Raw genomic sequence first — 12134 nt, 5'->3', positions numbered from 1 at the left:
GCCGTCGCCATCTGTGGAGAACTACTCGGGCGTGTCCCCGTCGCCGTTCGGGGTACCGCCGTCCTCGGGACCACCGGCCTCGTCGATCCCACCCGCTTCGTCCTCGCGCGGACGGTCGCCGGTCGTGTCGTTGAGCAGGTCCTCGAGCGCCCGGTCGAACGCGTCGTCCTCCGCGGACCGGCCCGGGTTGCGGAGCCGCAGGACGAAGGCCTCAGGGTCGTCGACGTCCTCGGAGGTCGGGACGGCGTCGAAGTGCGCCCACAGGGCGTCGCGCTCCTCGGCACCGAGCTCGTCGGTGACCCGCTGCCACAGCGCGGCGGCCTCCCGGAGGCGGCGGGGCCGCAGCTCGAGCCCGACCAGCGTCGCGAACGCGGACTCGGCGGGGCCACCGGCGGCGCGGCGGCGACGGACCATCTCGGCGATGGCGTCGGACCGCGGCAGGCGGACGGTCGCGGCGGCGGTGACGGTGTCGACCCAGCCCTCGACGAGCGCGAGCATCGTCTCGAGGCGGCCGAGCGCGGCCTCCTGCTCCGCGGTGCGCGGCGGGATGAGCGCGCCCGACGCCAGTGCGTCGCGGAGCTGCTCCTGGTTCGTCGGGTCGATCTCCGACGCGAGCTCCTCGACCCGGTCGAACGGGATGTGGATGCCGCGCGCGTAGTCGGTGATCGACGAGATGATGTGCAGCCGGAGCCACTTCGCCGACCGGAAGAGCCGCGCGTGCGCGAGCTCCCGGACCGCCAGGTAGATGCGGACCTCGTCCTCGGGGACGTCGAGGCCCTCGGCGAACTCGGCAACGTTCTGCGGCAGGAGCACCGCGACCTGCTCGTCGAGGAGCGGGACGCCGACGTCGCCGCCCGAGACGACCTCCTTCGCGAGCTGTCCGACGACCTGGCCGAGCTGGACCGCGAACAGGGCACCGCCCACGCCGCGCATCGCCTTCGAGACGTCGCCGAGCATGGCCTTGAGCTGCTCCGGCGCGCGCTGGTCGATCGCCTCGGTGAGGGCGTTCGCGATGCTCAGCGCCACCGGCTCGGCGATCTGCGCCCACACCGGGGTGGTCGCGCGCGCCCACTGCTCGCGCGTCCAGGTGCTCGGCGTCGCCGTGAGCTCGGGGACCGAGGTCGCCTCGTCGAGCCAGAGCGCCGCCACCTGGAAGGCCTGCCCGGCGGCCTGCGAGGTCGCCGGGTCCACCGGGTGGCCGCCGTCGCGGGCGATCGCGGTCGCGCGCTCCGACGCGACCGAGAAGTCGATGCCGTCCCCGCCGGACTGCGCTGCCCGCTGCAGCTGACTCATGAGGTTCGCCACGAACGCCGGGTCGTTCGGCAGGCCGGCCGCGCCCGCGAGCTGCGACGGGTCGATCTGTCCCTCTCCGGAGAGCAGCTTGCGCAGCATCTCCTGGAAGTCGTCGTCCGGACCCCGCTGCGGTTCATCAGGCATGCCGACTACGCTAATCGCTGCTCACGGGACCGCGCCTGGGATGCCCCCGTGGGGTCGCCCGAACCGCTGCGCCGAGGGCGAACAGCCCGTGCACGCGCGGGCGCCCGCCCCGTGGAAGGACGTCCGTGACCCTCTTCGCCCCTGCGCCCCGTCGCCGCTCCCGTTCCCGTACCGTCGGGTGGGCGTTCGTCATCGGGGCCGTGGTGCTCGGGCTCCTGGCGAGCTTCCTGCCGAGCCCGTACCTCATCGAGGTGCCGGGCCCGGTGTACAACACCATCGGCACCCAGCGGCAGGGGCAGGGCAAGGACGCGAAGGACGTCGAGCTCATCCAGATCGACGGCGCGCGGACGTACCCGACCGCGGGTGCGCTCGACATGCTCACCGTCGGGATCCAGGGCGACGCGACGAACCGGCCGTCGTGGACGAGCGTCATCCGGGCACTGTTCTCGCGCTCCGAGGCCGTCATCCCGGCCAGCGCGGTCTACCCGGAGGGCACCACGACCGAGCAGGTGAACCAGCAGGACGCCGCGGACATGCAGTCGTCGCAGCAGTCGGCCGTCGCCGCCGCGCTCATCCACCAGGGCGAGGACCTGCCCACCCGGCTCGAGGTCGGCTCGGTGCAGGATGGGTCCGCCGCGGACGGCGTCCTCCGCAAGGGCGACGTCATCACGGCCTTCGACGGGCACCAGCTCACCACGAACGTCGACGCCGGCTCGCTGCGCGCGGCGGTCGCGGACCACGGGACCTCGTCCCCGGCCGAGGTCACCGTCGAGCGCGACGGCACGAGCCGCACCGTCGAGGTCACCCCGCGCGAGGAGCAGGGCACCGCACTGCTCGGCGTCGGCGTCACCGAGCACTACGAGTTCCCCTTCGAGGTCAAGATCGCACTGCAGGACGTCGGCGGTCCGTCCGCGGGCATGATGTTCGCGCTCGGGATCATCGACGAGCTCACGCCGGGCGAGCTGAACGGCGGCGAGCACGTCGCCGGGACCGGCACCATCACGGCCGACGGCGAGGTCGGACCGATCGGTGGCATCCGCCAGAAGCTGTACGGCGCGAAGGACGCCGGCGCGACCGTCTTCCTCGCACCCGCCGAGAACTGCGACGAGGTCGTCGGTCACGTCCCCGACGGGCTCGACGTCTACAAGGTCGCGACGCTGGACCAGGCGGTCACCGACCTGCAGACCATCGCGTCGGGGAAGAGCACCGCCGGTCTCGCGCGCTGCACGTCGTAGCACTGCACGTCGTCGGACCGGCCATCCGGTCCCCGCGACGTGCGCGCACGTCGCGATCCGCGCCTCCCGTCCGGACGGCCTGGAGGCACGGGTCACCTTCCTGAGTCCCCGCACAGCTTGGCTGTCGGCGGGGACCCGTAGGATCGGTGCACTGACGGCCCGCCGCGCCGGGCCCGCCGGTCCGACACGTCTGGAGCACATCAAGTGACGACAACCTCGTCCACCTCGGGTCCCTCTCCTTCTGGGCGGCGCTCGCCGCGGGTCCCGATCGTGGTCACGATCATCGTGCTGGCCGCACTGGTGATCGGCTTCTTCATCTTCGCCAGCCTGTACACCGACTACGCGTGGTTCGCCCAGCTCGGCTTCCAGCAGGTCCTCACCACGAGGTGGGTCGCGAGCACCCTGATGTTCGTGGCCGGGTTCCTCGGCATGGCCGTCCCGGTGTACGTGAGCATCGCGCTCGCGTACCGGTTCCGTCCCGTCTACGCCAAGCTCAACTCGCAGCTCGACCGCTACCAGCAGGTCATCGAGCCGCTGCGCCGGGCCGTCGTGATCGGCATCCCGGTGGTGCTCGGCCTCTTCGCCGGGCTCGCGACCGCCGGTCGGTGGAGCATGGTCCTCGAGTACTTCAACCGGACGTCGTTCGGCAAGAAGGACCCGCAGTTCGGTCTGGACATCGGCTTCTACGTCTTCGAGCTCCCCTTCTGGCGTTCGATCGTGGCGTACTCGTCGGCCGTCGTCCTCCTCGCCGGCATCGCCGCGCTCGCCGCGACCTACCTCTACGGTGCGCTCCGCTTCGGCGGGCGCGAGGTCCGCATCTCGCGGGCGGCGCGCATCCAGCTGGCCGTCACGGCCGCCGTCTACGTCGCGCTCCAGGCCGTCAGCCTCTGGCTCGACCAGTACGCCGCGCTGACGAAGGACAACCCGCTCATCACCGGTGCGCAGTACACCGACGTCAACGCGGTGATCCCCGGGCGCGAGATCATGGCGGGCATCGCCGCCATCGTCGCGATCCTCTTCATCGTGACCGCGGTCATCGGCCGCTGGCGCATCTCGATCGTCGGCACCGGCCTGCTGCTGGTCGCCGCCATCGTCATCGGCGGGATCTACCCCTGGATCGTGCAACGCATCCAGGTCAAGCCCTCCGAGCGCACCTACGAGTCCGCGTTCATCGAGCGCAACATCAAGGCCACGCGCGACGCCTACGGGGTGAGCGGCGTGCAGGAGCAGAACTACGACGCCACCACCGAGGTCACCTCGGGGGCGCTCGCGCAGGACGCGCAGACCACGGCGAACATCCGCCTGATCGACCCGAAGATCGTCCCCGACACCTTCAGCCAGCTGCAGCAGTACCGGCAGTACTACCAGTTCCCGCGGGAGCTCGACGTCGACCGGTACGACGTGGACGGGCAGACCGAGGACACGGTGATCGCGGTCCGCGACATCGACCTCGAGGGCCTCAGCGCCCAGGCGAACACGCAGTACAACCGCACGTTCGTCTACACGCACGGTTTCGGCGTCACCGCCGCCTACGGCAACCAGCGCGCGAGCGACGGCAAGCCGGTGTTCCTCGAGTCGGGCATCCCGGCGAACGGCGCCCTCGGCGACTACCAGCAGCGCGTGTACTTCGGCGAGTCCTCGCCGCCCTACTCGATCGTCGGTGGCCCCGAGGGGACGAAGAACGTCGAGCTCGACTACCCGGCCGGTTCGGACGACAGCGACGGCGGGAACGCCACGACGACGTACCAGGGCAACGGCGGACCGAGCCTCGGCGGGTTCTTCAACCGGCTCGTCTACGCGGCGAAGTTCCAGTCCGAGCAGATCCTGCTCTCCGACGCCGTCAACCGCGACTCGCAGATCCTCTACGACCGCGACCCGATCCAGCGTGTGCAGAAGGTCGCGCCCTACCTGAAGCTCGACGGCGACGCCTACCCGGCGATCGTCGACCACCGCATCCAGTGGATCGTGGACGGCTACACGACGAGCGACGCGTACCCGTACTCGCAGAGCCAGAGCATGTCGGACAGTGTCAACGGCACGGACTCCTCGGCGTTCCGCACCGACCAGGTGAACTACATCCGCAACTCGGTGAAGGCCACCGTCGACGCGTACACGGGCAAGGTCACGCTCTACGCGTGGGACACCCAGGACCCGGTGCTGAAGACCTGGCAGAAGATCTTCCCCGGCACGACGGAGCCGGTGTCGCAGATGAGTGCCGAGCTGCTCGACCACGTGCGCTACCCGACCGACCTGTTCAAGGTGCAGCGGTCCATCCTCGGCACGTACCACGTGACCAACGCGAACTCGTTCTACTCGGGTGACGACGCGTGGAACACGCCGCAGGAGACCACGACGGGCACGACCGAGAGCGACACCGACTCGACGGCGGACAACGTCTCGCAGACGACGACCAACGCGCTCGGCACCCAGGCCACGGCGACGCAGGGCAACCTGCAGGACCCGTACTACCTGACGATGAAGGTCCCGGGGCAGGACACCGCGTACTCGCTCTACACGACCTACATCCCGCAGCAGTCGGCCGGGGCGAACAACCGCAACGTGCTCACCGGGTACCTGGCGGTCGACTCGGACGCCGGTGGTGCCGGCAAGGGCGAGAAGGGTGCCAACTACGGCAAGCTCACGCTCCTGACGATGCCGAAGACCGACAACATCCCGGGTCCTGCGCAGGTGCAGAGCCTCTTCAACGGTGACACCACCGTGTCGCAGGAGCTGAACATCCTGAAGCGGGGTAACTCCACGGTGAAGCAGGGCAACCTGCTGACCCTGCCGGTCGGTGGCGGCTTCCTCTACGTGCAGCCCGTCTACGTGCAGTCGACGTCGAGCGGGTCCTACCCGCTGCTGCAGAAGGTGCTCGTGGCCTTCGGCGACAAGATCGCGTTCGAGGACACCCTCGACCAGGCACTGAACAGCCTGTTCGACGGTGACTCCGGCGCGGCTGCCGGCGACCAGGGCGCTGCGGACGGTTCCGGCTCGGGGTCCACGGACTCCGGATCCGACACGTCCGACGGCGGCTCCTCGAGCGGATCCACCGGTGGGACCTCGGGTGGCGCGAGCGGCGGCTCGTCGAGCGGCACCGCGAACCAGGCGCTGCAGAAGGCGCTGAACGACGCCAAGAGCGCGCTCGACGACCGCCAGCAGGCGTACGCGGACAACGACCTGGTCGCCGCTGCCGAGGCGGACGAGCGCCTGCAGCGGGCAATCCAAGCCGCCACCGAAGCCGACAGCGGCAACTGACACGCCGTGGCGGGGCACTCGATTTGTGCCCCGCCACGGGCGTGTGTAGGCTGTAAGACGTGCCGCGGGGTGGAGCAGTTCGGTAGCTCGCTGGGCTCATAACCCAGAGGTCGTAGGTTCAAATCCTGCCCCCGCAACCAAGCGTCACCAGAAGGCCCCGGTCCACTCGGACCGGGGCCTTCGTCGTGTGCGGCGCCCGGGTACGCTCACCGGATGGGCACCCTCACGATCGCCGCCGCGCAGTTCGCCCCCGTCGACGACACCCTCGCGAACCTCGGAACCGTCCGGTCCGCCGCCGAGGACGCTGCCGCCCGTGGCGCCGACCTGCTGGTCACACCCGAGTACACGTCGTGGTTCGCCGCGGAGATCGACGACCGGTTCGTCGCAGCAGCGGAACCGCTCGACGGGCCGTTCGTGTCCGGGCTGCGAGAGGTGGCTCGGACGGTCGGCATCGCGCTCGTGGTCGGTGTCGCCGAGACGGCCGACGTGCCGGGACGGTTCCGCAACACCCTCGTGGCCGTGCTGCCCGACGGGTCGATCGCCGCGACCTACCGGAAGGTGCACCTGTACGACGCGTTCGGGGCGCGGGAGTCCGACCGGATCGAGTCCGGCTCGGTCGACCAGGTCCCCGTCTTCGAGCTCGGCGGGGTGCGGATCGGGCTGGAGACCTGCTACGACCTGCGCTTCCCCGAGGTGACCCGACGGCTCGCAGCTCCGGAGACCGGCGGCGCCGACGTCGTCGTCCTGCCGGCCGAGTGGGTCCGCGGTCCGGGCAAGGAGCACCACTGGCGCACGCTGCTCACCGCGCGGGCGATCGAGAACACCGTCTGGGTGGTCGGCGTCGGCCAGACCGGTCCGGTGGGGATCGGTGGGTCCGTCGTAGTCGATCCGTCGGGCGTCGCGGTGGCGGCAGCCGGTGCTGCTCCGGGCCTGCTGGTGGCGACGATCGATACCGCGACGACCGAGGGGGTCCGTGCGGTCAACCCGTCCCTGGCGCTCCGGCGCTTCGACGTGGTGCCGCGGGGCTGAGTCCCGGCCGGGGCGGCCACGGTCCGGTGCCCCGACGGCTCTCCGGTGCGCCGGGGTGCGCGGGCCGGGCGGCGAGCGGGCGGAAGAGGCACCAGGGCGTCGGCGATGGCGCACGTCCCGCCCGTTCGTGCAGTCGGGTGCTCCCGTTGCGGTGACCCTCCTCGCGTCCGGCGCGCGAGCGGGCGGAATCGGCACCGGACGCCCCGACGGGGTGAAGGATGCGCCCGCTCGTGCCCGCGGGCGGAGCGCTGTGTCGGCGAGCGGGCGGTTCAGGAGCTGCCGGAGCTCGACGCGCACCCGGTTCGCCCGCTCGGAGGCATGACCGTCCGGGTCGGGACACCGCGGCCACCGCGGCCGACGCAGCGGAGCGGTCGCGGGCTTCCGCGAGCGGGCGGTATTCGTCGTCAGCGACCGGTCACCGGCGCAGGAAGCGCCCGCTCGACGCGCACACGGGTCCGGACGCGAGCGGATCGCGACCGGCACGCACGGTGACCGGGACGCAGCCGGTCAGCACGCAGCCGGTCAGCACGCAGCCGGTCAGCACGCAGCCGGTCGGGGCGCGGCGGCTCAGCGCGCTGGTGCGAGTGCCGCGAGGCGCGTCGCCGCCTCGGCGAGCACGCTCCGCCGCTTGCAGAACGCGAACCGGACGAGGGACCGGTAGCCCGACGCGTGTTCCGGCCGGACGAACGCGGAGACCGGGACGCCGACCACGCCGGCGAGCTCCGGGAGGCGGAGGCAGAACGCACGGGCGTCCTCGTGGCCGAGGGGCGCGGTGTCGGCGATGACGAAGTAGCCGCCGTCCGGTCGCAGCACGTCGAACCCGGCGGACCGGAGGCCGGCGGCGAGCAGGTCGTGCTTGGCGGCGAGGTCCTGCGCGATGCCGTGGAAGACCTCGTCCGGCAGTCGGAGTCCGACGGCGACGGCGGGCTGGAACGGAGCGCCGTTGACGAACGTCAGGTACTGCTTCACCGACACGATCGCCTCGACGAGCGCCGGTGCGGCGGTGAGCCAGCCGATCTTCCAGCCCGTGGTGCTGAAGGTCTTGCCAGCGCTCGAGATCGTCACGGTCCGCTCGCCGGCTCCCGGGAGCGTCGCGATCGGCACGTGCGGCGTGGCGAAGGTCAGGTGCTCGTACACCTCGTCCGTGACGATGAGCGCGTCGTACCGCTCGGCGAGCTCGACGACGGTGGCCAGGACCTCGCGGGGGAGCACCCGGCCGGTGGGGTTGTGCGGCGTGTTCACCAGGACGACCCGGGTCCGGTCGGAGAACGCGGCGCGCAGGGTGTCCTCGTCGGGCAGGAAGTCCGGTGCGGTGAGCGGCACCGTGACGTGCGTGCCCCCGGCGAGCCGGATCAGCGCACCGTACGCGTCGTAGAAGGGCTCGAAGGTGACGACCTCGTCCCCGGGTTCGACGAAGGCGAGCAGCGTGGCGGCGAGGGCCTCGGTCGCGCCGGCGGTGACGAGGACATCACGCTCGGGATCGACGTCGATCCCGTACCAGTGCGACTGGTGCTCGGCGACGGCGGCGCGAAGCCCCGGGGTGCCCCGGCCGGGCGGGTACTGGTTGACGCCCTGCCGGATGGCCTCGACGGCCGCGTCGAGCACGACGGCGGGGCCGTCCTCGTCGGGGAAGCCCTGTCCGAGGTTCACGGCGCCGGTGGCGGCGGCCAGGGCGCTCATCTCGGCGAACACGGTCGGCGCGGGGACGCCGTCCGGGCCGAGCAGCATGGCCCCCTCGGCGGCGCGCAGCCACGGTCCGGTGCGGTGCATGGGTCCTCCGTGCGCTCGACGTCGCGGTCCGTCCCAACCTAGCGCTCGGGCGGCACCGAGCCCGGGAGCCTCCCACAGCCGACGCATAAGATCGCCATAGGTCGCTTGCAGCCCCAGCAGGAGCACCGCACAGGTGGGTCCGGAAGACTGCACGAGCTTGAAAGGAGCACGTCCAGCATGACCGACACCACGCCTCACGGCCAGGGCGACGAGAACCGCCCCCAGGACACCGACCACCGGGCCGAAGCCGAGGACGCCCCGCGCGACACCTCCGGCGAGGGCACGTCGGCGCCGGACGCCTCCCAGGAGCCGAACTCGCGCCCCACGGACCACGACCACACCGACGTCATCGGCCACGCTCGCGCCGACGAGACCGACGTCATCTCGACGCCGGGGGACCACCCGACCGACCGGTACACGGCGCCCTACCCGACGATCGGCGGCCGGTCGGACACCGACTCGCAGCAGACGAGCCCGTACGGGTCGGACAACGGCCAGCAGCAGTACGGGCAGAGCCAGTACGGCCAGGACCAGGGTCAGTACGGCCAGGGCCAGTACGGCCAGGACCAGGGTCAGTACGGCCAGGGCCAGTACGGCCAGGACCAGGGCCAGTACGGCCAGAGCCGGTACGGCCAGGACCAGGGCCAGTACGGCCAGAGCCAGGGTCAGTACGGGCAGAGCCAGTACGGCCAGAGCCAGGGTCAGTACGGCCAGGACCAGTACGGCCAGCCGCGCTACGGCGAGTACGCACAGGGCGACTCCCGGTACGGCACGACCCACGACGCCCAGTACCCGGGCAGCGCCCAGTACCCGAGCAGCGCCCAGTACCCCGGCTCCGCCCAGGCCCCGGCCTCCGCCAGCGCCTTCGGCGACGTCGACGGCTCGAACCAGCGCAACGGCCACTACTTCGGCGGTGCCGCCACGGGCGCCGCGGCGGGAGCAGCCGCCGGTTCGACGACGAAGCAGCGTGAGGGCCGCAACAAGCTCGTCCTGCCGATCGTCGCCGGCCTCGTCCTCGCCGGCCTCGTCGGCGGTGGCGCCGGCTGGGCTGCGGGTGCGTCGCACGGCGGCAGCGGCACCGTCGTCGGTTCCGGCTCGTCGCAGAGCGGTGGCAACCTCACGGTCAACGACTACAACAACGCCACCGTGGTCACCGCGGTCGCCGCACAGGCCACCCCGTCCGTCGTCACGATCAACGTGTCGTCGGGCTCTGCGGGCGGCACCGGCTCCGGCGTCGTGTTCAGCAAGGACGGCTACATCGTCACGAACACCCACGTGGTGACGCTCGACGGCGACAGCGCGAACGGCACCATCACCGTGACGACGTCCGACGGCAAAATCTACCCGGCGAAGCTCGTCGGCACGGACCCGACCGTCGACCTCGCCGTCATCAAGATCGACGCGACCGACATGAAGCCGATCTCGTTCGCCGACTCGTCCGACCTCAACGTCGGCGACACCGCGGTCGCGATCGGTGCACCGCTCGGCCTGTCCAACACCGTCACCGACGGCATCGTGTCGACCCTCGACCGCAGCATCCAGGTCGCGTCGAGCGCCCCCAGCCAGGGCGGCGACTCGAACGAGGGCGGGAACGGCAACGGCAGCCCGTTCGAGTTCCCGGGCAACGGTGGCGGCTCCGGCACCAAGACCACGGTCTCACTCCCGGTCATCCAGACCGACGCGCCGATCAACCCGGGCAACTCGGGTGGTGCGCTGCTCGACTCCAAGGGCAAGCTCATCGGCATCAACGTGGCGATCGCGAGCGCCGGCAGCTCCCAGTCGTCCGACTCGCAGTCGGGCAGCATCGGCGTCGGCTTCTCGATCCCGTCGAACCTGGTGGAGCGGGTCGCGAACGAGATCCGCGAGAACGGGTCCGCCACGCACGGTCTGCTCGGCGCGACGGTGGGCGACGCCTCCGAGGACGCGAACGCCACCCAGATGGGCGCGCTCATCAAGTCGGTGTCGTCCGGTGGCGCGGCGGCCGACGCCGGCCTCCAGAAGGGCGACGTCGTCACGAAGATCGGGTCCGCGACCGTCTCCGACGCGACCGACCTCACCGCGCAGGTCCGGTACTTCGCGGGTGGCGCGAAGACGACGATCACCTACGTGCGCGGCGGGGAGACCCGCGAGACGAACGTGACGCTCGGCACCTACAAGGGCTGACGCGGGACACGACGGACGGGAGGCGCGGTGCCGGCTGGCACCGCGCCTCCCGTCCGTCGTTCCCGTCGGCCGGTGCCGTGCACGGGTACCGGGAGCGGCGCAGGTGGGCGCTCCGGCCGCTTGATAGGCTCAGGGCTGCTCTCCGGGGCGGTGCCCCGTCGTGGTGCGCCCCGCGCACCAGCCCCGATCCCGAGGACCGCATGCAGACAGACGGACAGCCCCTGCCCGGGGTCTCGTACGTGATGCCGGTGCTCAACGAGGTCACCGAGGTCCGCGCAGCGGTCGCGAGCCTGCTCGAGCAGGACTACGCCGGCCCGTTCGAGGTCATCCTCGCCCTCGGCCCGTCGATCGACGGCACGAACGAGCTGGTCGCGGAGATGAGCGCCGCCGATCCCCGCGTCCGCGCGGTCGAGAACGTCGTCGGCTCGACGCCGGCCGGCCTGAACGTCGCCATCCGGGCGTCGGTGCACCCCGTCGTGATCCGCGTCGACGCGCACTCGGTGCTGCCGGCCGACTACACGCGCACCGCGGTCCGCGTGCTGCTCGAGTCCGGTGCCGACAACGTCGGCGGCATCATGCACGCCGAGGGGCGGACGCCGTTCGAGCGCGCAGTGGCCCTGGCCTACGGCAGCCGCGTCGGACTGGGCGGCACGCCCCACCACGTCGGTGGGAAGGCCGGTCCGGCCGAGACCGCGTACCTGGGCGTCTTCCGGCGCGAGCGCCTGTTCGCGGTCGGCCTGTTCGACGAGGGCATCAAGCGCGGGCAGGACTGGGAGCTGAACCGGCGTCTCCGCCAGACCGGTGGCACGGTGTGGTTCACCCCCGAGCTCGTCGTGACCTACCGTCCGCGGCCGAGTCTGCGACGGCTCGGTCGGCAGTTCGTGGCCACCGGCCTGTGGCGCGGGGAGCTCGCCCGCCGGTTCCCCGCGAACAACGGGCTGCGGTACTTCGTGCCCCCGGCGATGGTCGCCGCGATGGGCCTCGGTGTCCTCGCCGGCATCGTCGGGATCGTGGGTGCCGTGCTCGGGTCCCCGGTCGCCTGGGCGATGCTCGGGTTCGTCGTCCCGGCGGTCTACCTCGTCTTCGTCGTGCTCGGAGCCGTCCTCGTGGCGCGGCGTTCGGGCCCGTCGACCATGCTCTGGCTGATCGTCGTGCTCCCGTGCATCCACGTCGGCTGGGGGATCGGCTTCATCATCGGATTCCTCACCCGGACCTCCGAGCTGACCACGCACACGGGACGGTGAC

Annotated in this window: 7 protein-coding genes and 1 tRNA gene; 6 read left to right on the top strand and 2 right to left on the bottom strand. The window is 71.6% G+C overall.

Annotation, left to right across the window (positions count from 1 at the left end; all coding sequences use genetic code 11):
* Positions 1 to 21 precede the first annotated feature (21 nt).
* Positions 22 to 1437, bottom strand: a complete 1416-nt coding sequence (locus tag QUG92_RS03855) for a zinc-dependent metalloprotease (protein WP_289457727.1) — start codon at positions 1435 to 1437, stop codon at positions 22 to 24.
* A 125-nt stretch (positions 1438 to 1562) separates the two neighbouring features.
* On the opposite strand from QUG92_RS03855, the gene QUG92_RS03850 reads away from it, so the two are divergent.
* The 4 genes from QUG92_RS03850 to QUG92_RS03835 all read left to right on the top strand — a co-directional run bounded on the left by QUG92_RS03850 (position 1563) and on the right by QUG92_RS03835 (position 6956).
* Positions 1563 to 2672: a YlbL family protein gene (locus QUG92_RS03850; RefSeq protein ID WP_289457726.1), complete on the top strand. Its 1110-nt coding sequence runs from the start codon at positions 1563 to 1565 to the stop codon at positions 2670 to 2672.
* A 270-nt stretch (positions 2673 to 2942) separates the two neighbouring features.
* On the top strand, positions 2943 to 5927 hold the full coding sequence (locus tag QUG92_RS03845) for a UPF0182 family membrane protein (protein WP_289457725.1): 2985 nt from the start codon (positions 2943 to 2945) through the stop codon (positions 5925 to 5927).
* A gap of 63 nt (positions 5928 to 5990) precedes the next feature.
* Positions 5991 to 6067, top strand: a tRNA-Met gene (locus QUG92_RS03840).
* Between the two features lie 73 nt (positions 6068 to 6140).
* Complete coding sequence (locus tag QUG92_RS03835) at positions 6141 to 6956, top strand: carbon-nitrogen hydrolase family protein (RefSeq protein WP_289457724.1); 816 nt, start codon at positions 6141 to 6143, stop codon at positions 6954 to 6956.
* Between the two features lie 567 nt (positions 6957 to 7523).
* Here the strand turns inward: QUG92_RS03835 and QUG92_RS03830 are convergent.
* Complete coding sequence (locus tag QUG92_RS03830; RefSeq protein ID WP_289457723.1) at positions 7524 to 8726, bottom strand: aminotransferase class I/II-fold pyridoxal phosphate-dependent enzyme; 1203 nt, start codon at positions 8724 to 8726, stop codon at positions 7524 to 7526.
* A gap of 177 nt (positions 8727 to 8903) precedes the next feature.
* Between QUG92_RS03830 and QUG92_RS03825 the strand changes: the two genes are divergently transcribed.
* Both QUG92_RS03825 and QUG92_RS03820 read left to right on the top strand, forming a co-directional pair.
* On the top strand, positions 8904 to 10889 hold the full coding sequence (locus tag QUG92_RS03825; protein WP_289457722.1) for a S1C family serine protease: 1986 nt from the start codon (positions 8904 to 8906) through the stop codon (positions 10887 to 10889).
* Between the two features lie 200 nt (positions 10890 to 11089).
* A complete protein-coding gene (locus QUG92_RS03820) occupies positions 11090 to 12133 on the top strand; it encodes a glycosyltransferase family 2 protein (RefSeq protein ID WP_289457721.1) in 1044 nt (347 codons plus the stop codon).
* The last annotated feature ends 1 nt before the right edge of the window (position 12134 follow it).

This window comes from Curtobacterium citri (assembly GCF_030362955.1).
GTDB classification, from domain to species: Bacteria; Actinomycetota; Actinomycetes; order Actinomycetales; family Microbacteriaceae; genus Curtobacterium; species Curtobacterium citri.
This window is presented reverse-complemented; position numbering and strand designations above follow the sequence as displayed.

Excerpts from the sequence above, each read along its gene's own strand:
- QUG92_RS03855 (WP_289457727.1), bottom strand. The coding sequence starts at position 1,437 with ATGCCTGATGAACCGCAGCGGGGTCCGGACGACGACTTCCAGGAGATG.
- QUG92_RS03835 (WP_289457724.1), top strand. The coding sequence starts at position 6,141 with ATGGGCACCCTCACGATCGCCGCCGCGCAGTTCGCCCCCGTCGACGAC.
- QUG92_RS03830 (WP_289457723.1), bottom strand. The coding sequence starts at position 8,726 with ATGCACCGCACCGGACCGTGGCTGCGCGCCGCCGAGGGGGCCATGCTG.
- QUG92_RS03825 (WP_289457722.1), top strand. The coding sequence starts at position 8,904 with ATGACCGACACCACGCCTCACGGCCAGGGCGACGAGAACCGCCCCCAG.
- QUG92_RS03820 (WP_289457721.1), top strand. The coding sequence starts at position 11,090 with ATGCAGACAGACGGACAGCCCCTGCCCGGGGTCTCGTACGTGATGCCG.